The sequence below is a fragment of the Cyclobacterium sp. L-R genome (assembly GCF_056859355.1).
This window is the reverse complement of sequence record NZ_JBSXOH010000059.1, coordinates 1-24839: the sequence shown is the minus strand read 5'-3', so window position 1 is coordinate 24839 and position 24839 is coordinate 1. Positions and strand designations below refer to the sequence as shown.

The window sequence follows — 24839 nt, the reverse complement described above, 5'->3', positions numbered from 1 at the left end:
CCAGAAATTTACCGTTCTAATGGCATTTATTTGAGCATTAATAAGCGTTTTGATGTAATTTCAGGATAGGAAATTTTTAAAGGTTAAACCCGAAATATGCAATAAACAATCTATTACGTGCTGAAATCGCTTTAATATCAGACACTTCGTTGCTGTTTTCAATTTCACGATATCGATGCTATGCTAAAATCTCGAAACAGCCTGATTTTCTTGCGATTGCAACACTTCCCGTAAACACGGGACAGGCTTCACCCCTGACATTGTCAGGACGGAGAAATTCTATAACATAATCCGGGTTAAAAGTAAGGGAAAAAGAGCCAAAACCCAGTTCATATCCTTCAAAATATAAAAATAGAACAGTTAACAGACTATAATACTACTTCTCTAAATGACAGGATTACCGCGATTCCGTCAATTAAAATGAATACTGTATACCAGCATAAAAACCAGAATGCAAGGAATACCTACCATTGGTTGTGGTTCTCTCTGCTATCACATAACCGGGACTTGGGTAAGTCCAGTTTTTGTCAAAAGCAGTAAACCCAATAGACGGACCTGCAACAAGCTTAAAATGATTTCCGAACTTATACCCAGGGATTAATCTAAAAAAACTTGAATTGTTTGTCAAACCAGAAAAGTCTGTTGTTTGCCTATTAACAAATTCGAAATCCATTCCTGTTTTCTCTTTCTTATAAACATGCAAACCTAGCCCAAAATCGAACCCGTACATGGTTTTCTCTGACTGCTCCATTATACCTGTTCCAATTAAGCCGTATAATTTTCTTCCTCCAGATCGAAAAATAATTTGTCCTAACCCTGTCTCATCGATACCCACAGACAAACTTTTTTGCCCATCTTCTATGAGATTAATCAACCCGATAGGGTAATCACTAGACTTGGCAATATTAATTAATCCTGAAAATTGAGCACCAGTTACATTCTCTGCCATGTTTACCAGACCAGCGATCTGAAAACTCACTTCTCCTTCTGAATAATTATTTAACCCTGCTATTTGAAATGCACCTGTACTGGTATTTGCATGATTAGACAAACCTGCTATTTGTAAAACATTTGCTTGTGCTGTTCTATTTAACAATCCTCCAATTTGAATATCTGATGAGCCATCAGTGAAATTATAAATTCCTGCAACTTGCCCACCATTTACATCACCTTTCACGTGATTATAAATACCTCCAACCTGAAATCCACTTACATTACCATACACAAAATTATGTATTCCGGAGGCTTGAAAACCTTCCACATCCCCACCTGTCATATTAAAAATTCCCGCTACCTGAAAAGCTTTAACGTCCTTCTGATTAATATTGAAAATCCCAGCAACTTCTAATCCTTCCACCCCGGCAGTATAACCCCCTAAAATATTCAAGGAGAAGTTATTAATCATTTGACTGTTAAATATCCCCTGAGAACTCAAGCCCGGTGTAAAGGATACTTGCATAGGGCTTTCCACGAAAAACCCTCCAAAATTAAGTCGCTGTACACGCTGCCTAAACCCAATTAAAAGGCGTCCCAAAGCACTGTTCTCCATTGCTTCAGCGACCCCATTTTCCGGATAAAATCGTAATTTATTCGGCTTTTCCCTTAACCCTACATCAACAGTAGGCAAGATAACAAAGGAGGTGTCCCGATAAGCTTCTTTACTAATGCACAGCCATATAAGGTCATTGGGTTGCTTCTTGAATTTAAACTCAAAATCTCCATTTTCATCTGACAAAGCGGAAACCAGAGTGTTTTTTTCATAAACACTAGCAAAAGGAACTGGTTCACCACTATGAAAATCCTTGACCTTCCCTCTAAGAATTGAGGACTTATTCCCTTTTTCCAGATCAATATCCAATTTGCCTGGCGCATACTTAATGATTACATATTTGTCATGCTCCTTGAACTCATAGTCCTCTCCTAAAAGGACCCGAAGAAACCCTTCCACTTGCCCTTCATAGGAAGGAACCGTGATTGGTTCATTCAGGTTGATCAAGCTGCTCTGGTAGGAAAAATAAAAGCCTTGTTCCTTCGATAGCTCATCCATTATATCCCCTAAAGGGATTTGATTAGAAGCCACATAATTCATTTCATTCAAAAGAAAGTCCTGCGCACTAACGATTTTAGGAGAAGCTAGGCAAATGATAAGTAAAAGAAAAAAAACACGAAATTTAAAAATCATAACGATAATCAACAGACCCTTCGAAGGTAAAGAATTATTCTATAATTACATTGTCTCCCTTTTGAGAAACAGTTACCCCTAGTGTTTGGCGGATAATCTCAAGATTGTCTTTCAATGATCCATAGGACAGGGTGGTGGTAATAGACATTTCCTTTGCCCGCGCTGACAAAACCTCAACCTCGCTATCATAAGCGGCATTCAAGGCCTCCACAAGTGTTGTCAATTTGAGGTTTTTTGCCACAAACTCCTTGCTTACATAATATTTAAACAATTGATCGGTAGAAACACTCTTTTCAATGGTTCCGTTATCATTATTGATTACGGCCTTTTCGTTTTTTTGTAGCAACAATTCATCCGTACCTGTTTTCACTTGTACGACACCTTCATCTACTATCACAGTGATTCTTTCATCGGTTTTTTTAATATTAAAAGAAGTCCCCAAAACCCTAACTTCCAACTCATCTACTGCTATTACAAAAGGCTTTTTGGGATTTTTTTCTACTTCAAAATAAGCTTCACCCTCTTCCAACTTAACGAGTCGATTATCTCCCAACCATTTCTGACTATACGATAATTTAGCATTTTTATTAAGCGTTAATAAGGTACCATCTAATAGCAGTTCTTTAACAGTTTCTTGATCTGCCACTAAAGCTACATTGGAATAAAGTGCCTTTCCAGAATGGGGAAGAAAGGACAAAACTATTGCCGTGATTGCACCAAGGAGTACAAAAGCTGCGGCTACTCTTGCCCAAGCAGAAGTTAAAAACCGCTGTTGAGCTATTGGTTGTGGTTTTTTTTGATTTGCCTCACGAAACACTTGAAAGCGCTCCCATGCAGCATTTTCATCCATATTATCCGCCTGAACCAAGTCTTTAGACTTTATCCAAACCCACCTAAACTCTTGGAAATGTTTCTTATGTTTAGGGTCTGCCTCAATCCATGCTTCCACTGCTGTAACCTCATCTGGACTGGTCTCTTCAAGCAGGTATTTTATAAGTAAGCTATCTTCCATCACTTAAAATTTATCTGCCAATAGAATTATAATAACTGGCAGAAATTCTGCCAATTCCACTCTTAAGGTTTTTAGGGCCTTGCCCATGTGACCTTCCACAGTTTTTATAGAAATACCCAATCTGTCTGCAATTTCATGGTACTTAAGCTCTTCGAATCTACTTAGCTGAAACACCCTTCGACATTTTTCAGGTAGAACCTGTAATGCCTGGTTCAACTTGTTTTGAATTTCCTTCTCCTCTCCGGGGTTATCGACCACTGTTCCTATAGACCTATCCCCTGCAAATTCATGCTGTTTTCTTTCCCTGTGTTTCATCTTTACTTTTTCATGCTTGAGATAGTTTAGTGAGTCGTAATACACTGCCTTATAGAGATAGGCTTTGATAGAAGTAGTGATATCCACGGCTTCCCTCCTTTCCCAAAGTTTAAGAAAAACGGTTTGAACCACCTCTTCGGCCACAACTTCATCTTTAACCAACACACGCGAATAACCATAAAGAGATTTAAAGTGGTTTTTAAAAACCTCCTCAAACACCCGCTCATCCACTATCTGTGGTAAGTCCTTATTTACATTAGTAATTTCTGTCACCAATCCTGATCATTAAGTTTACCTTCCTCTAATAATAAGACACCTACCCCACACTATACCCTTGGACCTTGGCCAAAATAATTGTGAAACTTGATTTCTACTGGAGCCACTTTAAGATATTATAGGTCGGGTTCAAGGTAATTTAATCCTTAAACCCGGATTAGGCAATAGGATTTCCTGACTTTTCTTTGCCATCCCGATCTTTAATAAGTGGAAGCATTGCAAGCTTAGAGAAATCAACTGCTTCAACCTTAACCCAAATTAATTAATTCTAATGTTTACACCAGCAGTAACACCCAAGTGAACGGCCTTGTAAACTCCTCTTCTTTCACGACTCCACAATTGCATCCCAGACAAATCATTTCCATTAGAATATTTGGTATGCGTGTAATTCAAACTAGGGCCAGCAAAGATTTGCAGGTTTTGCGAAATTAATAAAGCCGGTAACACCTTGATTCCCGATCTTGTATATTCCCCGCCTTTTTTGAAATTAGTAGCGAACATGTTCGTGCCCTCTATGTCCAGACGAAAACGATTACCTTCAAGCACCTTCAAGCCTAAGCCAGCTTCTAACGCATATGGAAGATTCCCATATTGAAGGTTGGACCCTATACCGACAATTCCATACAATCTTCTACCTCCAGATTTAAAGCTTAGCATTGTCGTTAGATTTTCATCAGAGGATAGCCCTATCCTTATCTCACCATCTTCTATGAGATTAATAATTCCTATTGGATAGTCACTACTCTCTGCAATATTAACTATACCAGACAGCTGGACTCCATCAACCTTTTTTGCCTTATTAACAATCCCTGAGATTTGAATACCTTTAACATTCTCCGCTTCATTAAAAATACCAGCAATTTGAGCACCTTCAATTTTCTTGGTAAGGTTGGCTATTCCTGCTATTTGAGCACCCCTATTTAAGGCTGAAATATTAACTATTCCAGCATTTTGGAATCCCTGCACATTTCTTGCTTTATTTAAAATGCCGGCTATCTGTACAGGGGTATCTTTTTCTAAAAAATTAGCAATACCGGCTATCTGGACTCCATTATTTGCATTTTGGGCCTGATTCATAAGGCCTGCAATCTGCACTCCTGTCAAATCTCCTCTCAGTTTAGAATACAGACCTGCAACCTGCAAACCAGTAGCATTGCCCTGAACCATTCCCGCCAGACCATAAATTGACAATCCATTTTCCCCACCAGAAAGACCTGCGAGCGCATGAATACTAAGGTTATTGGAAAATTTAGCCGCATCCAAGCCATTGGTACTAATGGGATAAATAAATCCAAGATGAGCAGGCCGCTCATTTTGTGCATAGCTATTGAATAAAGTACAGCAAACAAGTAAGAACAATAGACTTATGGTTTTTATTTTCGAGTTATAAATTCTCATAATTTTCTCATTTTTTTCGATTCATATGTTTGACAACACTACTGGGTTTTACCCCTATTCTTATTTATTATTTTTTTTAAGTAAGGGTGAATCCTTCTTTGGGTGTCTTAGTAACAATAGACGCATCTATAAAAAAATAACAATTACACATATGAACGCATTCTTAATTAGTATCCCAATTTATATACTCACCTTCTTTTTTGTTTCAGCTACGGATACTTCTGGCACTGATTTCCAATTGATTAAAAAAGGGGATGGGATTTCTTTTTATGAAAGATGGATAACCATGAAAAATGGCACTAAAAGCCGTGAAGTAAAATTCACAATTGAAATCAATGCTCCAACTAAAAATATTATAGAGGTTTTAACTAAAGAAGAATATGGTGAAAAGTGGAATGAAAACACACTAGATTATAAAATCAAAGCAACGGAAAACCAGTCCTGGATCAGCTATATTAGATACAGCTTTCCATTCCCTTTATCAGATCGAGAATGTTATTTACACAATCAACTTATCGAAACTGAACAGGGAAGCACCATACTCTTTAGAACAGAAGAGAGCAGGATTTTTTCAAAAGGAGAAGACCTAGTACAAATGACAGGTTTAAAAGGTAGGTGGGAAATCATTGATAAGAGAGACCACAGCCTTCTACGGTACCACATTATATCAGTTCCAGAAAAAGGCTTGCCTAGGTGGATAGTAGATCCAATTATTAGAAAAAATTTATGGACAACTATGGAAACTTTAAAAAGCACCATTGAAGAAATATAGTTAGACCAATTATACCCGAATTAGGCACTTGACTTCTAATTTTCAGAAGCATAAAAAAACCATTCAGAATAATTTCTGAATGGTTTTAAATATTGCTCTATTTCAGCGTTCTATTCTCTTACAAAAGGAAAATCATCCTCAACATAGACATCTTTGAATGCATCTTCACCATCAGGCCAAGGAGATTCTTCAGCAAATTTAACCGCTTCAGCTACTTGCTTTTTCACTTTAGCTTCAATTTCCTTTATTTCATCTTCAGTAAGGATATTGTTGTCCAAAATCGTGCTTCTTACTTGCTCGATAGGATCCCTTTGTTTGTACTCCTCTACTTCTTCCTTGGTTCTGTATTTTTGGGGATCAGACATTGAATGTCCTTTGTACCTATATGTTCTGAACTCTAACAATGTAGGCCCATCTCCTTTTCTCGCTCTTTCCGCTGCTTCTTTCACTGCCTCATGAACTTCTTCCACATTCATGGCATCTACAGGGAAGGAAGGGATGTCATAGGACTCTCCTAATTTGTAAAGTTCATCTACATTAGAAGAACGTTTTACAGAAGTACCCATTGCATAACCATTGTTTTCTATCACGAAAATGACAGGTGTTTTGTATAGCATGGCCAAGTTAAGGGATTCATGAAATGCCCCTTGTCTTACTGCTCCATCACCCATAAAACAAATGGATAAATTTTTGGTGCCTTTGTATTTCTCAGCAAAACCAAGCCCCAATCCCATAGGTATTTGAGCACCTACAATTGCATGACCTCCAGCAAAGTTTTTTGATTTATCAAAAACGTGCATGGATCCACCTTTACCTTTTGTGGTTCCGGTAGCTTTACCGAAAAGTTCTGCCATGATAGCGCCTGGGTCAGTACCTAAACCTAATGGTTGGGCATGACACCTATATGCGGTTATCCATTTATCCTCTTTTTCGAGTGCAGAGATTGCGCCGGCAGCACATGCCTCCTGACCTATATATAGGTGACAAAAACCCCTAATCTTCTGTTGGCCATACAGCTGTCCTGCTTTTTCTTCAAAACGCCTCATAAGCAACATGCTTTCAAACCACGTCAGATAGGTCTCTTTGGAATATTTTACTTTAGATTTACTTGTACTAGAACTCTTCTTTGCCATACCGTATTCTATAAAATATGCTAACTTTGGCCCCAAATATAATGAAATCAAAGCAATTTTGAGACCTTTTACGAAAATAGTAAAAAACATCCTGTGAAAAAGCCATGTACCTAAAAAACTTAAAATTAATCCAATTTAAAAACTTCCAGAATCTGGATTTGGTTTTTGATCAAGGTGTTAATTGTTTTTTTGGAGTAAATGGGGCAGGAAAGACGAATCTTTTGGATGCCATACATTATTTATGTCTTACCAAAAGTGCATTTATACCTGGAGACAGTAACCATATTAGGCATGAAAAGGATTTTTTCACTATAAAAGGAGAGTTTGATCTCTTAGGAAAAGAGCTGGGAGTCAATTGTTTTTTTGAAATAGGCAAAAAAAAACGAATTGAAATCAATAGCAAACCCTATACTAAACTCAGTGAACACATAGGCCTTCTTCCACTGGTGATCATTGCTCCCGATGATACGGAAATCATCAATGGAGGAAGTGAAGAGAGAAGAAAATTCTTTGATAGTATGATTTGCCAAGCGGATCAAAACTACTTGCAAAGGCTTATTCGGTATCAGCAATATTTAAAACAAAGGAATGCACTATTAAAGCGTTTTGCTGAAGAAAAAAGACATGACAAGTCACAATTGGCTCCTTACGACGAACAATTAATCCAATTATCCTATAAGATCTACCAAACTAGGCAGCAATTCCTCAAGAATTTTTTGATTCATTTTAATACGCATTATGCGAATATTTCTGGTGCTAAAGAAAGGGTTGACATTCAATACAAAAGCCAAGTAGACAATGAAAACTTCAAGTTGGACTTTGTAAACAACTTAAAAAAAGATTTAATACTCAAAAGAACCGGCTTTGGTATACATAAAGATGACTTCATTTTCACCTTTGATGAGCAACAGATCAAAAAATTTGGATCACAGGGACAAAAGAAATCATTCTTAATCAGTCTTAAGCTGGCTCAGTTTTATATTTTCAAAGAAATAAAAGGCACAAAGCCTCTTCTATTATTGGATGATATTTTTGATAAACTTGATGATGCCAGGATTCACCATTTGATAGCGGCAGTTGCCAATAAAGAATTTGGACAGCTATTTATTACTGATGCCAGGCCAGAAAGATCCAGAGAGATCCTTAGTCAGATCACTTCGGAATTTCGCACTTTCACAATTTCTAATAATACGATTAATGAAATAGAACTTAATCAATAGCGATTTCTCTTTTTTAATATCTTTCCGTCCAAGGATATTTTTCCCGGCCCCAAAAGTAAAAGCACTATAAAGACAAGAAGGTAAATCAATGGTAGTTCTTGTTTGTCAAACCCACTGCTCGCATGCACGAAAAAAGTAATTACCGCCATATTGATAATCATGGGGATCAAGATAATCCTACTCATAAACCCTAAGATTAAAAAAATCGCACAGAAAAACTCGGCAAATATTACTAATTGTAGAGATACTGCTGGCCCTAAGCCTATCGGATCGGCAAAACTATTAAGTCGCTCACTAAAATGGATCACTTTTGACCAACCGTGCGACACCAACATTAGAGAGGTACCGACCCTTAGCAGAAGCAAACCTAAATCCAAAGCTATTGGAGTGTGAGAGAAAACAATCTTTTTCATAGGCCGATAGGCAACTTTTTAGTTTTACAAAAATCTAGAAAGCTAAAGTTAAATAAAAAAATAAAAGCAAATACAGCAGGCAGGTACTTTTATACCTGCCTGCTGTTTATAATAACTTGAATATACCATCTGAAGCCAATTCTTAAGGAAATAAGGCTTTCATTACACTACCAGAGTTTCTCTGGATAACTTCCCTCAGAGTGTAGTTTTTTTAATTCTGCCATTACAATTTCTTTGTCTTGAGAATAGGTCACTCCAAACCAAATTTTTCCTCCATCAAGTATTTTCACTTTTCCTAAACCCTCTTGAATAATAGAGTTTGCAACCTTAGGGATATAAAATTCAGACTTAAGCTCACCTTTATTTTCTTCCAAAAAGTCAAGCCAAAGTCTTTCAGTCTCCTCAAAGATCGAATGATGAAATCCCCAGCAATTCATGGAAACAGGATTGTTTGCTGAAATTTCTAATTTCTCTCCATCTGCTTCATGAAATATACCATCTTCTTTCTGAGAAATTGCGGTCCGCTCTATCATGCCTGTAAGAAAACCCTCAGGTGAAACATCACAAACACCTCTACTTACAGTACCGTATTCTGATAAAACATTTTTTATAGCATATCCCACCATACAATGAAGGTCTGATTTGACCTCATTAGTCAAAAAGCTTCCAAGTGCTTGAAAAGCTTCTTCTCCGTAGAAGTCATCAGCATTTATAACTGCAAAAGGTTCATTAATCACATCCTTAGCACAAAGCAAGGCATGAGCGGTTCCATAAGGTTTTTTCCTCTCAGGATCCTGAAATTTTTCAGGAACTCGATTCTTTAATGATTGAACAACAAATTCAAGCTGAATAAGCGCTCCAAATTTCGGTATAAAAATCTCTTTACTTTCTTCAAGTATTTCTTGCCTTACAACAAAAACCACTTTACCAAATCCTGAACGAATTGCATCAAAAATAGAATATTCTAAAATTGTCTCCTGATTTGGTCCAAAGCCATCGATTTGCTTGTCTCCACCATACCTGCTACCCATTCCAGCAGCCAAAATTAAAAGTGTTGGTTTTTTCATTGTCATTAAAATAGTTATTGGCGATACTTTACTAAAAGAATTATTGGCTACAAAGTTAATTTTTTTAAAAATGTCATCAGAGAAATTCTCGAAAAATTTAGTAATAGACCACCTAACCAGACCCAACAATATGGTTAGTTATTAACCTTTTGAATTTAGTTTTTACATAGTTTTACAACTATTTGGGTACATATTACACCAATTTACCGATTTTTACCGATAGTTTTACTTATTTAAGCTACATTTCTACCCATTTTGACGTTTTTTATCATTTTTTTATAAATTTTTGTTGGTTCATAAGATCTTGATTATTAATTTTGCAATAGATAAATTTTTTAATTCTATAATTATTAATGAAATATTAATCCTGTTATAAAAATGAAAAAAATTGAAGCTTTAATTAGAACTTCGAAATTTGACGAAATTCACAAATGCCTTTCGGGTTTAGGGGTTAAATTTCTAACCTTCTATGAAGTAAAAGGAATGGGGCTACAGCATGCAAAAATGCAGCACTATAGAGGAGTAGCCTATGAACCTACATTTATACCTAGAACCAAGCTAGAGATAGTAGTTCAGGATGACCTTGAGGAAAAGGTAATAGCATGTATCCTAAATGAAGGAAGAACAGGCGAAGTAGGTGATGGAAAAATATTTGTCTACGACGTAGAAAAAGCCTACAGAATTAGAAATGATGAAACTGGGGAGAATGCCTTGTAATCCTTGTTCAGTTCAAATCAAGAACGATTAAAAATCTTATTTAAAACATAAATTAAATGACTCAGGAATTATTTACCATAAACAACCTATGGATAATGGTGGCAACCATGTTGGTTTTCATCATGCATTTGGGTTTTGCCGCACTGGAAGCTGGACTTACTAGGGCCAAAAACACTGTTAATATTCTTTTTAAGAATACAATCATCCCAGCTTTAGGGCTTTTGACTTACGCATTTGTTGGCTTCAACTTAATGTATCCAGGTGAAGCTTTCGCCGGAGGAATCTTTGGTTTTGCAGGACTAGGCCTTAGCTTACCCGAAGGATGGGACACTAGCGCATATAGTGAAGGATATACATTTTTTACTGACTTCATTTTTCAAGCCATGTTTGCTGCTACTGCTGCCACAATTGTTTCAGGTGCAGTTGCAGAAAGAATTAAACTTGGACCATTCATCTTCTTCTCTCTATTGTATGTAGGCGTTTGTTACCCTATTGTAGGTATGTGGAAATGGGGCGGTGGATTCCTAGATGCACTTTCTACTCCATTTTATGACTTTGCGGGTTCCACTATTGTCCATTCAGTTGGAGGTTGGGGAGCTGTTATTGGCGCCTATCTTTTAGGCCCAAGAATTGGTAAATACAAAAACGGTATAACCAACGCGATACCTGGACACAACATTCCATTAGCCGTCTTCGGTGTATTTTTATTGTGGTTTGGCTGGTTTGGTTTTAATGGAGGATCAGTATTATCTGCTGACCCTGGAACAGTATCTCTTGTATTTGTAACTACATCTCTTGCCGCTGCAGCAGGTGCTTTCGGAGCTTTATTGGCCTCTTACCTAAAATTCAAAGCCTATGACATCACAATGGTATTGAATGGTATATTGGCAGGACTAGTTAGTATCACCGCCGGAGCAGATTTAATGTCTCCTACTGAAGCCGTAATAATTGGTTTTATAGGTGGTATACTAGTAGTATTCGGAGTTGTCTTATTTGACAAAATTAAAATTGATGATCCTGTTGGAGCCATTGCAGTACACTTGGTTTGCGGTATATGGGGAACCTTAGCAGTAGGTATCTTTGGTGACCTTGCAGGTACATCCCAAATACTATCACAACTAATCGGTATTGTATCCATCGGTGCGTTTTGTATAACTTTTAGCTTCTTGGTTTTCTATACTTTGAAGAAAACTGTTGGAATTAGAGTGGATGAACAAGAAGAAGTTGAAGGTCTTGACATCAATGAGCATGGTATGCATGCTTATCCAGACTTTGAAACAAAAGAATAATATTCAGACTACAGCTATATAAAGAGTGAAAAACAGGCAGGTATTATCTGCCTGTTTTTTTTGTGCTAATTCCATAAACCCGGATTATGTAATAGAATTTCTCCGCCCTGACAAGGTCAGGGGTGATGCCTGTCCCGTGTTTACGGGAAGTGTTGCAATAGCAAGAAAATCGGGCTGTTTGGAGATTTTAGCATAGCACCGCTATGGTGAAATTGAAAACAGCAACGATTGGGTGTTTTGAAGCGATTTCAGGATGTAATAGATTGTCTATTGCATATTTCTGGATAAATAGACATGCCATTCTTTTCACATAGCAGGCTGAAATACTGATTTTTACTACTTACTACCCAATACAGACATAGAACTAAAGCAAATTGAAAAGTAAAGGCATTCAATAATAACCACCCAACTTTTCACCTAAAGTCTCAAATCAAACTAAAAATCAGCCCACAAAGGCAGCGTTCGGAAGTTTTATTCCCCGAATTCTAAGACATTGAAAAATGTAACACCTTATTATTAACCTCAGAAATTCTGTACTAATCTTTTCCTACCAGGGACTTCGACACCAAATGGAAAGCCTATTGCACATCTAGGGTTAAAGCTTAGGAGAAGAATATATATATTGTCTCGACTTGCTCCCGCAGGGTAAAATTAATTTCCTAGATGAACCTGTCCGGTATGAACGCATAAATTTAACACCACAAAAGGCACAACAGATATAACCTTATTTGCAGGGACAAAAAAAAGAACGACTACTGTCGTTCTTTTAAACACTAAATAAGCACTATTTATTTTCCCTCTTCATAGGGCTAGGACCTGATGAAGTACCTCTACTTGCCGGTCTTTGCTTAAACATCTCAAATTTAGAAGGCATAAACTTTCTCGGCCAGTAGTTATTGGACTCATCGATATCTGCTGTTTCACGATAAGGGTCCACCACTATTTGCACAACTTCTTTTTGTTTGGCAAAAACCTTGGTGACTTCATACTCATCCATCCTCCAAATTTGAGCAGGAACGGTTTCTACCTCACTTGTACCATCGGCATACTGAAACTCAAGAATAATAGGCATAACCAAACCTCCTATGTTCTCAAATGAAATTTCATAGAAATTAAGTCCGCTTTCAAGCATTTCTCTCTCCTCTGCACTTAACTGATTTACATAGGCCTTGTATTCTTTTTCATCTTCAGGATAAACCTTAAAACGATCGAAGCTTGTATAAAAATCTCCAACCTTAGGGTCCCGCTCCAAAACTGTTTGCCCAATATCCTCCTTATTTCTGGTCCTTGAAATATAAGACTCTTCATGCTCATAGGCTTTCTTCTCTTCAGCCTTTACCTCATTAGGCTTCCGACTGTCAATCTTATACCACTTAACTTCATGAATAGATATATCTACCGGGTCTGTTCCGAAAAACCATCCCCTCCAAAACCAATCTAGGTCAATTGCAGAAGCATCTTCCATGGTTCTAAAGAAATCATCAGGTGTTGGGTGCTTGAACATCCACCTTTCAGCATACTTCTTAAACGCGAAATCAAAGAGATCTCTACCCATCACTGTTTCCCTCAATATATTAAGTGCAGTGGCGGGTTTTGCATAAGCATTTGGTCCAAATTGAACAATGTTTTCAGAATTGGTCATAATTGGCTCCAGAAGACTTTTCTCACCTTTCATATAAGGTGCAATCTTATGTGCCGGACCTCTTCTCGATGGATAATCCCTTTGCCATTCCTGCTCAGCTAAAAATTGCAGAAAGGTATTAAGCCCTTCGTCCATCCAGGTCCATTGCCTTTCATCAGAATTGACAATCATTGGGAAAAAATTATGACCTACTTCATGGATAATCACGGAGATCATGCCGTATTTGATGGCCTCTGTATAGGTTCCATCTTTATCCGGCCTTCCGTAATTGAAACAAATCATAGGATATTCCATACCATTGGAAGCTTCCACTGAAATCGCTTTAGGGTAGGGATAATCAAATGTTCTGGAAGAGTAGGATTTCAAAGTATGCGCCACCACTTTGGTAGAATATTGCCCCCACAGTGGATTTGCCTCCTTGGCATAGTAAGACATGGCCATTACTTCTTTGCCATTTTCTAAGCGAACTGCCATGGCATCCCAGATAAACTTTCTGGATGAAGTCCAGGCAAAGTCCCTTACATTTTCTGCATGAAAAATCCAGGTATTCTTTTTGGTTGACTTATTTTTCTCCAGTTTTTCAGCTTCAGACTGGGTACGAATTACTACCGGCTCGTCAAAAGATGTTTTGGCTTGATTCCACCGATCCATTTCTTTTTGACTAAGCACATCTTCCGGGTTTTGTAATACCCCAGTAGCCCCAACCATATGATCTGAGGGCACAGTAATGGCTACTTTATAATCCCCAAAGACCAATGCAAACTCTCCTCTCCCTACAAATTGCTTGTTTTGCCAACCTTCAAAATCAGAATAAACTGCCATCCTTGGAAACCATTCTGCTACGGTATAAATATAATTCCCATCCTCTTCAAAATACTCATATCCTGGACGTGTAGCTAAAAAACCAGTTCGGTCATGGCTATTAAAACTCCAAGAAATATTAAATTCATACTTCTCTCCAGGCATTAAAGGTTGATCAAGGTCTAAGCGCATCATGGTCAAATTCACTGTCGCCGGTATCGCTTTCCCATTTGCGTCAGTCACAGAATAAATCTTTAGTCCCAAATCCATATCATGCCAAATGATATCTTCCAATTGCCCTAGATTCATTTTTGGCCCAATCTTGCTACTGGCTATTTTTGGTGTTTCTGAATCTTTATCCCTTTGATTTTGATCCAATTGTAACCACAGGTAATCCAATGGATCAGGAGATTCATTGTAATATATAACCTTTTCTTTACCAGTGATGGACTGATTGTCATCGTTCAGTTCAACTTCAATTTCATAATCAGCTCTCTGCTGCCAATATTCGTGACCGGGGGCCCCTGAGGCTGTACGGTACACATTGGGAGAACGAAGTGTGGTACCAAGCTGCTCAAACCTGTTACCGTGTCTTTGTGTGTCGATTTGTGCTTCAGCTCCAAATCTTATGATTGTAAAAAGCAGGAAAAAGAAAACAATATGCTTCATGGTAAATAAAATTTTACTAATAACAACAGGCAATAGGCCTGAACAGATAATGGATGAATATAAAGAAATTACCTCAAATTCACTTTATGGAAAAGAGTTTATTCCCTAAGATTTTACCAATAAACACTATCTAATAGAATCATTATGGCCATACCAAATATCATAGACGAGATAACCAATACCCACTCTTTCCTATTAATTCTGAATATCCCAGTAATCAATGTTGAGGTCAATAGAAACAGCACAACTATAACTACCTGCCCAATTTCAAGTCCAATATTAAATGCCAAAAGAGGAGTAAAAATGGATTGCTCTTTTCCCAATAAGGAAGTCAGGTAATTGGAAAAACCAAGACCATGAATCAATCCGAAACAGAGTGCAAACAAATAATTGATTTGAATCCCCTTTCCCGAAGAGCTTTTTGGCTTGAAAATATTGGACAAGGCCGTGATAGCAATGGTAACAGGAATCAAAAACTCCACCAAATCTGTATTGATTTGAATCACCTTTAAGGTAGCTAAAGCCAATGTTAAGGAGTGACCTATGGTAAACGCAGTCACCAAAACCAGGATTCTTCCCCAGTCCTTAATCATGTACACTACCGCCAAGGCCAAAACAAAAAGAATATGATCAAAACCTTTAAGATCCAAAATATGCTGGATACCAAGATTAAAATACAACTGAAATTGGTTCATAGAATAAGCTGATTAATTTACTTTAGGTTTTAAAATTTTGTTGTAATATTAACGCATAATTCGCAGATATTACAAAAACTACTCCTTTAATGCTCGTAATTCAATTAATCTTATTCCTAATGTCTGGTGGGCTGGAAACACATCCTTTCTATATTAGCCTGACAGACATGTACTACAACGAAGAGCGACAGCAAATAGAAATCGCTCAAAAGATATTTTGGAATGACATGGAAGAAGCATTGACTATTGCATCCGGGGACCAGGTGAATTTCCTTAAACCAGCGAATTCAAAAAAATTAGAAAGCTTGATTAAGGAATATATTCTAAGCAACAACAAGTTGGAGGTCAATGGAAAGAAAGTTAAACTCGCCTATCTGGGCTATGAAATAGAAGAAGATGCTGCTTGGTTTTATATGGAATCAGAAAAAATACCAGATCCTTTAGAGATCAATATTCATAACTCTATTCTCATAGATGACTTTCCCACCCAGCAAAACATCGTGAATTTTTACAAAAATCGGCAACCTAAAAGCCTTATCACTAGAAAGGACAAACTTAGTGGCACGCTTAAACTGGACTAAGATTACTGAAAGGCCGCAAACGAACTAATTCATTCAAAATAAAGAAAAAAGCCACCCCCAATTAATGAGAGTGGCCATTTCAATCCTAATAGGCAATAAACTATCCAATTATTGGAACAATAAATACCCGACCGAGAACAAGTATTTCAACCTCTATTGGATAGCCTAGATTCAATTAATAAACTTATTCGTAACCAGGATTTTGAATCAAACCTGCGTTAATGTCTAATTCTCTTTGAGGAATTGGAAGTATGGTTCTATTTTGTCCAGGCTTAGAATCGTCAAAGTAGGTATCACTCTCAGGTCTAAGTGGTAGATTGTTCCTAAGCAGATCCATTCTCCTATGCCCTTCAAAAGCCAATTCTTTTCTTCTTTCCTCAAGAATTTGAGCAATAAAAGCTTCTTTGTCTGCGAAGTCACTAGCATTTAACGCATCAAGTCCAGCTCTCTCTCTCAATTCGTTGATCAAGTCTAAAGATTCATTGTTGATACCATCAAGTTGGGCCAATGCCTCGGCTCTGTTTAGCACTACTTCCGTAGTCCTTATAATCGGAGAGTTATCAGAATGAGTAACTACATCAGGGAACTTTGTAGTATACAATAAAGAAACTCCCTCCGCATTTACGTTCTCCTTTGAAAGATTGGTAATCCGCTTGTCATTATCAGAATAAGCTGCTATTAGATAATCAGAAAACGGCGTATCTCCCCTTCCACCATCTTCGGCAGAATTATAATAGGAGCCCCAACCCCCTGAGCCAGTTCTTCCGTTATCAATCTCAGAGTTTTGAATTGAAAACACATATTCACTGTTGTTTTCTCCCCAAAAACTATAATTGGAAGCAAGCCCATATACTGCATCAGCGTCTAAAACTGCTTTGGCTTTTTCCGCAGCCAACTGCCACTCTCCTCTATAAAGGTGAATTCTTGAAAGCAAAGCATTTGCAGCACCTTTAGTGGCCCTTCCTCTAGTGAAGGCAGAGCTTTCGTAAGATTCAGGCAAATCTGCAACGATACCTTCGAGTTCATTGATAATGAAATCATGGACCTCTCCTACTGTATTTCTAGGATAAGCAACAATTTCTCCTGAAAACGCATCCGTAACAATCGGAACACCCAAGGCGTCTTCCCCACCTACATTTATCGGCTGAGCAAAAAGATTAACCAATTGAAACATCAATAAGGAACGCATGAATTTTGCCTCAGCAACATACTGATTTCTTTCTTCTGTTGTCAAGGATTCATCTGGTGAATCAGGGGTAAAGGCAACAACTGCATTTGCTGCTAAAATTGCACGGTAATGCGCTTTCCATAAATCCCTGATCGAAACATTGTCCGCTTGGGTAGTATAGATACTAATTTCCTGAAGCGTAGGAAAAGAGCCTATGAATTTCACGTTATCAGATTGAAAGTCTGCAATTACTTGTGGCAAAGAGCCAAATACCTCCCATTCCTGGGTCAAAGAATACACGCCAAGAAGTGACCCTTCTACTGCTTGTTTGTCAGCAAAAGCGAGTTCTGTCGAAAGCGACTGCTGGGGATCAATCTCTAAATCTTCACAAGAGAAAAGGCTTCCCAACAATCCTATAAATAATAATGTTTTTAAATTTTTCATTGTTAAGCTTTTTTAGAATCCTAATGAAACACCCAAAGTAAATGATTTAGCCTGAGCAGGAGTAAAGAAGGATTCTCCTTGGATTTGGTTGTCACTACCGTTCCCGCTAATTTCAGGCTCTAAGCCATCCTCAAGACTTGAGAAAGTAAGCATGTTTTGCAACATCCCATAAATTCGAGCACTTCTTAACACCTTTGTTCTTTCCAGAATATTAGCTGGAATATTATAGGTAAGTGAAAGATTTCTAAGTCGAATATGATCCCCCTTTCTTAAGTGAATGGTTGATCTTTGACCAAAATTAGACTGCGTATCACCGTCTAATCTAGGAGCAAAGCTATTCCTATTGTCCTCTGTCCAATAATTCAACAATTGAGGATCAAGGTTAAACGAGTTCAGGTTGTTTGGATTATACAAGAACCTAAGGTCATCAAACATAATGTAGTTTCCCTCAGTAAAAGTAAACAGGGCAGAAAGCTCAAGCCCTTTATAAGACAGAGAATTGGTCAAACCACCTGAAATTCTTGGAATAGCAGATCCAATAATTTCTCTGTTATTGGTACTGTATGTTGTCGTAGGTTCATTGTCTGCATTTAACCACTCAGCTTCGCCTGTTTCAGGATTAATCCCACTATACCTCACTAGGTAAAAAGTGTTAACAGAGTACCCTTCAATGGCTCTTTGACTAGATGATCCTTGAACAAATCTTCTACCTTCACTATCCTCAGATGCTCCAGGAAGGTCAAGCACTTCATTCTCAAGGAAGCCTACGTTCAAAATCGTTCTCCATTCAAACCCTGATGACTGAACATTCAAAGAGTTTATCATTAAATCTATTCCTCGATTACGCATAGTACCTGCATTTTGCGCATAACTTGTGTATCCTGTAGTATAAGGGATAGGTACATCTAATAATAAACCTGTAGTACGTTTGTTCCACACTGAAGCTTCTACGTCAAGTTTACTATTGAACATAGTAGCATACAAAGTAAAATCAAACTGTGCAGATTCCTCCCATCCTAAAGTCGGATTGGCTGGCTGGCTTGGGTAAATACCCGGACTACCACCATAATCACCTAAACTTCCTGCCTGGTACAGGCCTAAGGACGCGAAATTATCTACCCTGTCATTTCCTGCAGTACCATAACTTGCGTTGACTTTAAGGAAATCCAAGAAGCTATTGTTTTGCAAAAACTTCTCCTCTGAAAGAACCCATCCACCGGATAAAGCCCAGAAGTTACCATAGCGATTATCCATCCCAAATCTTGATGAGCCATCTCTTCTTGCACTTCCTTCAAATAACAATTTGTCTTTATATCGGTAGTTTACCCTTGCAAAGTAAGAAGCAAGTTTCCATCCAGTACCAGTTGCACTTGTAATAGTAGGTGTTGCTGCAGAAGCCACATTAGGCAATTTATCACTCACAAAACCTGAACCTTCTACAGTCATACTCGCAAAATCTGATTGCTCATAAGAATAACCTAAAAGCGCTCCTAAATAATGGTCATTACCGAAATATTTTTGGTAGTTCAAGGTATTTGTACTCAACCATTTGTAATCTTGAATTATCCTTTTATATCCTTGACCAGTAGGTTCAATGATATCTGGATAGCGCATGGTTTCTTCTGTTTGAATCTGATCAATTCCCCAATCCGTTTTGAAAGTCAAGTCAGGAAGAATATCAAATTCAAAATAAGTATTGGCTGTTGTTCTACGCGTGATGTAGTCCGTTTGAGCCAAATCAGCAAGTGCCAATAAGTTAGGGACAAAACCTAGTCTTGTATAATTGCCATTTTCATCAAATGGCTTATTGTATGGCAAATGTAGAAAGGCAGAAGTTAAAGGAGCAAAAGTACTATTGTCCGAATTAATTCTATCATTGTAAGTTTTTGCTAAACCTACATTGGCTCCAAATCTTGCTTTATCAGAAAACTTATGTGTCATGTTTAACCTTCCGTTAAACCTATCCAGTTCATTTCCTAAAGCGTAAGTATCCTGCATAAAGTAAGTACCTGAAATAAAGTAGGTAGTATTGTCACTTCCTCCTGATGCACTAACATTCAGATTAGAAATTTTTCCCTGCTCAATAACAGCTTCTGGCCAATCAAAACCTGTTTGAGGAAAACTACTTACAGGATTTCCAGATCTATCAGCTCTATACTGATTGTATTGCTGTAAAGACATATAAGGCCTAAGTGTAGTTGGGTTTTGCACCCCTCTATAAAAGTCCACATTGATCCTTGAGGCGCCACTTTTTCCTTTTTTGGTTTCGATAAGAATGACGCCATTGGCACCTCTAGAACCATAAATTGCTACTGCGGATGCATCTTTCAATACAGAAATAGACTGAATTTCATTTGGGTTAAGCTCCATTAAAGGATTAAGCGCAACAGCCCCTGATTCATTACCATAATCTCCACTACTGCCATCATTCAAAGGCACTCCATCCACTACAAATAGTGGTGAACCTCCAGCCGTCAAGGAGGCAACCCCTCTGATTCTTATGTTTTGCTGCGCACCACCTACACCGGAAGTACCAGTCAACTGTACACCTGCTGCCTGCCCTTGTAAGGCTTCTTGAGCAGTAAAGATTGGCATTCTTTCTATTTGAGAATTGTCCAAACTAGAAATACTTTGAACAGACATTTTAGCGGATTGGGTACCATATCCGACCACAACTACTTCCCCTAATGTTTTTACATCAGGCTCTAAAAACACATCAATTTGGCTTTGATTGTCAATTACTCTTTCTTGAGTCATAAACCCAACAAAACTAAATGACAATACATTTGATCCTTCAGGAATCGTCAAGGTATAGGTACCATCTATATCTGAAATGGTTCCCACCATCGTTCCTTTCACACTCACATTCACTCCAGGTATCCCATTTGGCTCATCTTCAGAGGTAATCGTTCCCGATACCACCCTACTCTGGGCCATTAAAGAGATTACCGCTAACATGGAAAATGTTAAGCTAAGTAAAACTCGCTTCATAGTTAATAATAGATTAAGGTTTTTTAACAATGTTTATAATGCAAAAATCCATCAATTTATTTATAAAAACAAAATGATATATAACTGATAATGCAATATTAAAACCAAAATATTTTGTGGAATTAGGCGAAATAAAAATTTACTTTTTTGAATCTGAAAAAAATAATTGAATAATATTATTTACTTGTTATTATTCAGTTAATATTCTATTATTTTATAATTTTAAAACGTACAAATATAATATTATTTATTAAAACATTATTTTCCCCGTTCATGTAAATTAATTATCATTCTAAATTAGAATATTTAACAAAATATTATATGGTTATTTTATTTTTCATAAAACTTATTCTATGAATTTGTAAATCAATAAAAAAATGTAAAATCTTTTTTCAGTATTATATAGAAGTAATCAACCCAAATACAGAATTTTATTATTTCTAAAAAAATTTGAAAATAATTCGATAAGTAATAAATGGGAACGCTCCCTTACCTAATGCAAGCTCCCTCATCCTCAATTATTAATGCTCAGGTGGACAACTTAATGTACTCTAATACTACCCAATCCCCATCAACCTTCTTTAACAAAGCCACCTGACTAACCTTGAACTGGCACCTTATATTATTCATTTTCAAGTACTCCATCACAGGCTCAAATTGATCCTTTTTAAAATCTCTGAAAGCCAATGTCATATGTGGATGATAATTGGAATCACTTAACTCAATGTTCTTTTTTAGGACAGCTTTTGTAAAATCCCTAAGACGCTCTTGACAATGCTTAAACTCAGGAGGATACTTTACCTTCATAAAGACTACCCTATTCCCAAATGCCCCTATCCCTCCCAGCAACAAGGAAAAACTTTTTTCCTTTAGAAAAAACCTCCCTAATGTTTGCAGAAGCTCTTTTTCCTTATTTTCATTGTGGACAAATGGCATCTTCAATGTAATATGCGGAGGCGACTTAAGGGCGTACTTGATTCCAAAAGATGCTTGTAAACCCTCCTTCAAACTTGTAATCGCTCCCTTTATTGGTTCATCGGGTACAATGGCAAGGAAATATTTCCCCATTACTTTTGGCATGACAATAATTTAGCTAAATGATTTGACCTTAGTGAATCAGTCAATTTGGCATTATTTTTAGTATTTGAAGAAAAACTTCTTTCAAAGAAGCTATCAAAAAGTTAAATTCATAAAATTTTACCATATTCACAATTCAAACGCAAAACTGATTTAAAGGTAAGATCAATGAAGCAATTCAAGAAAGTCATGGTAGGGTTAGACTTATCTCATTTAGATGAGATATTGATCTCTAACATAAAGATACTTGTCCCTATTTTGGATATAGAAAAAGTATATTTTATTCATTTTTCGAAGAGTTTAATACTACCCAAAGAGGTAACATCTGCTTATCCGGATTTATTAGCGCCGTTAGATGAAACCATTGAAAGCCAAATTCAATATGAAATTGAAAAAACCAAGCCTGAATTAGATTTCGATTTTGAAATCATCGTAAAAGAAGGGAATCCCCAAGAAAACATGCTTCGCTGGTGCAACATCAAAGAGACAGACCTTTTAATAATGGGTAGAAAAAAGGGGAAAACCCCTTCTGACTCCTTGGTTAAAAACTTGTCCCAAAAATACCCAAGACCAGTACTCTTACTTCCAGAGACTCCACCAACAGGGCAGATAAACAATATTCTGCTCCCTATAGACTTCTCAAAGCATTCAAAAGTCAGCATTCTGTTAGCCTTAGAAATAAGTAAAAAAACCAATGCTACCTTACAATGCTGCCACATGTATACAGTACCTAGTGGCTATAGCAAAACGGGTAAAACCTTCGAGGAGTTTGCTACCATTATGCTGGAGAATGCTAAAAAAGATTTTAAAGCCTTCTTGGAAGAAAATGATCTCCCGGACTTATTGTGCACATTTATCCTTCATGATAAAAAAGATGAGGCCGATAATATTATGGACTTTGCCCACTCTATTAAAACAGACTTATTGATAGTAGGAAGTAGAGGAAGATCTAGGTCTGCAGCGGTATTACTGGGAAGCGTTGCCGAAAAACTAGTAAACAGCAACCATGACATCCCTATGCTGGTAATGAAAGAGAAAGGAGAGAACATGGGTTTTCTAGAAGCGCTATTCAGAATCTGATAAAAAATTAAACCCGGATTATGTAATAGAATTCGTAATGAGTGTCGCAATCGCAAGAAAATCAGACTGTTTGGAGATTTTAGCATAGCACCGCTATGGTGAAATTGAAAACAGCAACGAAGTGGCTGATTTTAAAGCGATTTCAGCACGTAATAGCATGTCTATTGCATATTGGTTAAACCTTACAAAAATCCCTAAACCCGAAATAGACAATAGCCCTTCATCTGATAGAAGGGATATTGTCTATGGAGTGGAACCAAACAGAATTATTGGCGGATTCAGTTAATTAACCCAATTAAAAAATGAAGCCATCCTTGCCCTAACCCATACACCTCATGGAAAAGGTAAAAAAAGAGGCATTGTTCCTAGACTTCAATTCTAACCCCCTCTTAATAGACGCCTTCTCCTGAGCTTAGCATTTGATTCATGGTTTTTATGACAATCTTAATGTCAAGGAAAAAAGACCAGTTACGGACATAAAAATAATCTAGCTTAACTCTTGACCTTATTTGCCAATGGCTAGAGATCTCTCCGCGATAGCCTAACACTTGTGCCAGACCAGTAATCCCTGGTTTTATACAATGTCTATTATTGTATTTTTCCAATCGTTTCTCAAAAACTTCATTCATAGGAACAGTGTGTGGTCTTGGGCCTACTACAGACATTTCATTTTTAAGGACATTGATAAATTGAGGCAGTTCATCCAAGGAGAATCGCCTCAACAATTTCCCCACTTTGGTTACTCTTGGGTCATTTTTAGAAGCTTGTAAGGTGTCTGACCAAGGGTTTTCTTTCATTGTCCTGAATTTGATACAAGTAAAAACCTTATTGTTTACTCCCGTCCTTTTTTGATAGAAAAAAACCGGCCCCTTGGATTCAAGCTTGATCAATAGGGCAATAATAGGCATCAACCAACTAAAGACAAATAAGATCACAACTATCGAAAACAAAACATCAAAGAAGCGTTTGAAAAATTGATTACCCAACCTATCCAAAGGGATTTCATTTAAGTTTACAACTACAAAAGAACCATAGTTGCTAAAGCTCATTTTTTTATTCCATTGTAATGGTGGCCCTGGTATGATTTTTACCTTAAAATGGTTTTCATCAGCAAAATCAACTATTTGCTGGATTAACTTACTCGGCATCTTTTGACTAAGGTAAACCAAATCCAAAGACCCTATTCCATACAAACTAAAAAAACGATCAAAGTTTCCAAGTACATTTTCTCCCTTAACTTCATCATCAAAAAAGCCCAAGAATTTGATGCCAAAAGCTTTGTTTTTCTCCAAGGTTCGGGCCAGTTGGCTACCCCATTCATCTTTACCTAAAATCACAGCTTTGCGATAATTCCTTCCGCTCATTCTATACCTTCGCAAGGCCATATGAACTCCTATCCTAAAAAACATTAGCATTGAGAGTGTTGCTGGAAACAAATAAAAATTTAAAGTAAAGGTGTAAAATGAGGACAAATGTTCTCTCAGGATAAAAAATATTAAAATTGCCCAAACATAGGAGACCAGAAATTGCTTGAGGGTATCCCAATACACCGAAGTTCGGGATAACTTATAATCCTTTCTAACCAAAACAATTCCCAGCCAAACCAAACCGAACAAACCTACATCCAAAAGGGAATTTTGAGAATAGGAATCACTTTGAGCACTTAAAATTATCAACAGTCCAAGTACAATAAACATCACCAAAAGCTCCACTGAGATAAACAGTGAGGGGAAATATTTATAAAAGCGTTTTGCCATGAAAGTGTTTCAATTAAAAATCATTAACATTAAATCAAAGCATCCAATTATTATTTTCAAACGGTATAAAACCGAAATTACTAATATCGAACAGTTCAACACAAAAGTACTGCAAAAATGGCCACTTTTTGGGGTATTTC

20 protein-coding genes are annotated in these 24839 nt (G+C 37.2%); 7 read left to right on the top strand and 13 right to left on the bottom strand.

Annotated elements, in window-relative coordinates; translation table 11 throughout:
• Window positions 1-415 precede the first annotated feature (415 nt).
• From AC13EX_RS07775 to AC13EX_RS07760, 4 genes are all read right to left on the bottom strand, one after another.
• Window positions 416-2182 (bottom strand): peptidase associated/transthyretin-like domain-containing protein, encoded by a 1767-nt coding sequence (locus AC13EX_RS07775; protein ID WP_482892234.1) that lies wholly within the window; start codon window positions 2180-2182, stop codon window positions 416-418.
• Between the two features lie 34 nt (window positions 2183-2216).
• Entirely contained in the window at window positions 2217-3194 is a 978-nt protein-coding gene (locus AC13EX_RS07770) for a FecR domain-containing protein (RefSeq protein ID WP_482892233.1), read from the bottom strand.
• A gap of 3 nt (window positions 3195-3197) precedes the next feature.
• Window positions 3198-3782 carry an RNA polymerase sigma-70 factor gene (locus tag AC13EX_RS07765; protein ID WP_084011739.1) on the bottom strand — a complete coding sequence of 195 codons (585 nt, stop codon included), beginning with the start codon at window positions 3780-3782 and terminating at the stop codon, window positions 3198-3200.
• A gap of 261 nt (window positions 3783-4043) precedes the next feature.
• Entirely contained in the window at window positions 4044-5183 is a 1140-nt protein-coding gene (locus AC13EX_RS07760; RefSeq protein ID WP_482892232.1) for a hypothetical protein, read from the bottom strand.
• Window positions 5184-5334: 151 nt separating this feature from the next.
• Between AC13EX_RS07760 and AC13EX_RS07755 the strand changes: the two genes are divergently transcribed.
• The gene (locus AC13EX_RS07755) at window positions 5335-5955 is read left to right on the top strand and encodes an SRPBCC family protein (RefSeq protein WP_482892231.1); all 621 of its coding nucleotides are present in this window, start codon (window positions 5335-5337) and stop codon (window positions 5953-5955) included.
• Between the two features lie 110 nt (window positions 5956-6065).
• Here AC13EX_RS07755 and pdhA read toward each other — a convergent pair whose 3' ends face one another.
• Window positions 6066-7088 (bottom strand): pyruvate dehydrogenase (acetyl-transferring) E1 component subunit alpha, encoded by a 1023-nt coding sequence (pdhA, locus tag AC13EX_RS07750; RefSeq protein WP_482892230.1) that lies wholly within the window; start codon window positions 7086-7088, stop codon window positions 6066-6068.
• A 104-nt stretch (window positions 7089-7192) separates the two neighbouring features.
• Here pdhA and recF point away from each other — a divergent pair, with 104 nt between their 5' ends.
• On the top strand, window positions 7193-8308 hold the full coding sequence (gene recF / locus AC13EX_RS07745) for a DNA replication/repair protein RecF (protein WP_482892229.1): 1116 nt from the start codon (window positions 7193-7195) through the stop codon (window positions 8306-8308).
• Here recF and AC13EX_RS07740 read toward each other — a convergent pair.
• Together AC13EX_RS07740 and AC13EX_RS07735 are read right to left on the bottom strand one after the other, a co-directional pair.
• Complete coding sequence (locus tag AC13EX_RS07740) at window positions 8302-8721, bottom strand: DoxX family protein (protein ID WP_482892228.1); 420 nt, start codon at window positions 8719-8721, stop codon at window positions 8302-8304. The genes recF and AC13EX_RS07740 overlap by 7 nt on opposite strands.
• Window positions 8722-8888: 167 nt before the next feature.
• Complete coding sequence (locus AC13EX_RS07735) at window positions 8889-9788, bottom strand: nucleotidyltransferase family protein (RefSeq protein WP_048644485.1); 900 nt, start codon at window positions 9786-9788, stop codon at window positions 8889-8891.
• Window positions 9789-10166: 378 nt separating this feature from the next.
• On the opposite strand from AC13EX_RS07735, the gene AC13EX_RS07730 reads away from it, so the two are divergent.
• Both AC13EX_RS07730 and AC13EX_RS07725 read left to right on the top strand, forming a co-directional pair.
• Window positions 10167-10505, top strand: a complete 339-nt coding sequence (locus AC13EX_RS07730) for a P-II family nitrogen regulator (protein ID WP_048642004.1) — start codon at window positions 10167-10169, stop codon at window positions 10503-10505.
• A gap of 56 nt (window positions 10506-10561) precedes the next feature.
• Window positions 10562-11794 (top strand): ammonium transporter, encoded by a 1233-nt coding sequence (locus AC13EX_RS07725; RefSeq protein WP_482892227.1) that lies wholly within the window; start codon window positions 10562-10564, stop codon window positions 11792-11794.
• Between the two features lie 784 nt (window positions 11795-12578).
• Here the strand turns inward: AC13EX_RS07725 and AC13EX_RS07720 are convergent.
• Together AC13EX_RS07720 and AC13EX_RS07715 are read right to left on the bottom strand one after the other, a co-directional pair.
• Complete coding sequence (locus AC13EX_RS07720; RefSeq protein ID WP_482892226.1) at window positions 12579-14906, bottom strand: M1 family metallopeptidase; 2328 nt, start codon at window positions 14904-14906, stop codon at window positions 12579-12581.
• Between the two features lie 113 nt (window positions 14907-15019).
• The gene (locus AC13EX_RS07715; RefSeq protein ID WP_048642001.1) at window positions 15020-15601 is read right to left on the bottom strand and encodes a HupE/UreJ family protein; all 582 of its coding nucleotides are present in this window, start codon (window positions 15599-15601) and stop codon (window positions 15020-15022) included.
• 89 nt (window positions 15602-15690) lie between these two features.
• Between AC13EX_RS07715 and AC13EX_RS07710 the strand changes: the two genes are divergently transcribed.
• Window positions 15691-16182 (top strand): DUF6702 family protein, encoded by a 492-nt coding sequence (locus AC13EX_RS07710; RefSeq protein ID WP_482892225.1) that lies wholly within the window; start codon window positions 15691-15693, stop codon window positions 16180-16182.
• A gap of 184 nt (window positions 16183-16366) precedes the next feature.
• Here AC13EX_RS07710 and AC13EX_RS07705 read toward each other — a convergent pair whose 3' ends face one another.
• From AC13EX_RS07705 to AC13EX_RS07695, 3 genes are all read right to left on the bottom strand, one after another.
• Window positions 16367-17794 (bottom strand): RagB/SusD family nutrient uptake outer membrane protein, encoded by a 1428-nt coding sequence (locus AC13EX_RS07705; protein WP_482892224.1) that lies wholly within the window; start codon window positions 17792-17794, stop codon window positions 16367-16369.
• Window positions 17795-17806: 12 nt separating this feature from the next.
• Window positions 17807-20785 carry a SusC/RagA family TonB-linked outer membrane protein gene (locus AC13EX_RS07700; RefSeq protein ID WP_482892223.1) on the bottom strand — a complete coding sequence of 993 codons (2979 nt, stop codon included), beginning with the start codon at window positions 20783-20785 and terminating at the stop codon, window positions 17807-17809.
• 528 nt (window positions 20786-21313) lie between these two features.
• Entirely contained in the window at window positions 21314-21865 is a 552-nt protein-coding gene (locus AC13EX_RS07695; RefSeq protein ID WP_482892222.1) for a 2'-5' RNA ligase family protein, read from the bottom strand.
• Window positions 21866-22030: 165 nt separating this feature from the next.
• On the opposite strand from AC13EX_RS07695, the gene AC13EX_RS07690 reads away from it, so the two are divergent.
• Both AC13EX_RS07690 and AC13EX_RS07685 read left to right on the top strand, forming a co-directional pair.
• Complete coding sequence (locus AC13EX_RS07690) at window positions 22031-22942, top strand: universal stress protein (protein WP_482892221.1); 912 nt, start codon at window positions 22031-22033, stop codon at window positions 22940-22942.
• Between the two features lie 121 nt (window positions 22943-23063).
• Window positions 23064-23228, top strand: a complete 165-nt coding sequence (locus AC13EX_RS07685) for a hypothetical protein (RefSeq protein ID WP_482892220.1) — start codon at window positions 23064-23066, stop codon at window positions 23226-23228.
• 103 nt (window positions 23229-23331) lie between these two features.
• On the opposite strand, the gene AC13EX_RS07680 is transcribed toward AC13EX_RS07685, so the two are convergent.
• The gene (locus AC13EX_RS07680) at window positions 23332-24699 is read right to left on the bottom strand and encodes an exopolysaccharide biosynthesis polyprenyl glycosylphosphotransferase (protein WP_482892218.1); all 1368 of its coding nucleotides are present in this window, start codon (window positions 24697-24699) and stop codon (window positions 23332-23334) included.
• Window positions 24700-24839 lie beyond the last annotated feature (140 nt).

Excerpts from the sequence above, each read along its gene's own strand:
- AC13EX_RS07775 (WP_482892234.1), bottom strand. The coding sequence starts at position 2,182 with ATGATTTTTAAATTTCGTGTTTTTTTTCTTTTACTTATCATTTGCCTA.
- AC13EX_RS07770 (WP_482892233.1), bottom strand. The coding sequence starts at position 3,194 with ATGGAAGATAGCTTACTTATAAAATACCTGCTTGAAGAGACCAGTCCA.
- AC13EX_RS07760 (WP_482892232.1), bottom strand. The coding sequence starts at position 5,183 with ATGAGAATTTATAACTCGAAAATAAAAACCATAAGTCTATTGTTCTTA.
- AC13EX_RS07755 (WP_482892231.1), top strand. The coding sequence starts at position 5,335 with ATGAACGCATTCTTAATTAGTATCCCAATTTATATACTCACCTTCTTT.
- pdhA (WP_482892230.1), bottom strand. The coding sequence starts at position 7,088 with ATGGCAAAGAAGAGTTCTAGTACAAGTAAATCTAAAGTAAAATATTCC.
- recF (WP_482892229.1), top strand. The coding sequence starts at position 7,193 with ATGTACCTAAAAAACTTAAAATTAATCCAATTTAAAAACTTCCAGAAT.
- AC13EX_RS07740 (WP_482892228.1), bottom strand. The coding sequence starts at position 8,721 with ATGAAAAAGATTGTTTTCTCTCACACTCCAATAGCTTTGGATTTAGGT.
- AC13EX_RS07735 (WP_048644485.1), bottom strand. The coding sequence starts at position 9,788 with ATGAAAAAACCAACACTTTTAATTTTGGCTGCTGGAATGGGTAGCAGG.
- AC13EX_RS07730 (WP_048642004.1), top strand. The coding sequence starts at position 10,167 with ATGAAAAAAATTGAAGCTTTAATTAGAACTTCGAAATTTGACGAAATT.
- AC13EX_RS07725 (WP_482892227.1), top strand. The coding sequence starts at position 10,562 with ATGACTCAGGAATTATTTACCATAAACAACCTATGGATAATGGTGGCA.
- AC13EX_RS07720 (WP_482892226.1), bottom strand. The coding sequence starts at position 14,906 with ATGAAGCATATTGTTTTCTTTTTCCTGCTTTTTACAATCATAAGATTT.
- AC13EX_RS07715 (WP_048642001.1), bottom strand. The coding sequence starts at position 15,601 with ATGAACCAATTTCAGTTGTATTTTAATCTTGGTATCCAGCATATTTTG.
- AC13EX_RS07710 (WP_482892225.1), top strand. The coding sequence starts at position 15,691 with ATGCTCGTAATTCAATTAATCTTATTCCTAATGTCTGGTGGGCTGGAA.
- AC13EX_RS07705 (WP_482892224.1), bottom strand. The coding sequence starts at position 17,794 with ATGAAAAATTTAAAAACATTATTATTTATAGGATTGTTGGGAAGCCTT.
- AC13EX_RS07700 (WP_482892223.1), bottom strand. The coding sequence starts at position 20,785 with ATGAAGCGAGTTTTACTTAGCTTAACATTTTCCATGTTAGCGGTAATC.
- AC13EX_RS07695 (WP_482892222.1), bottom strand. The coding sequence starts at position 21,865 with ATGCCAAAAGTAATGGGGAAATATTTCCTTGCCATTGTACCCGATGAA.
- AC13EX_RS07690 (WP_482892221.1), top strand. The coding sequence starts at position 22,031 with ATGAAGCAATTCAAGAAAGTCATGGTAGGGTTAGACTTATCTCATTTA.
- AC13EX_RS07680 (WP_482892218.1), bottom strand. The coding sequence starts at position 24,699 with ATGGCAAAACGCTTTTATAAATATTTCCCCTCACTGTTTATCTCAGTG.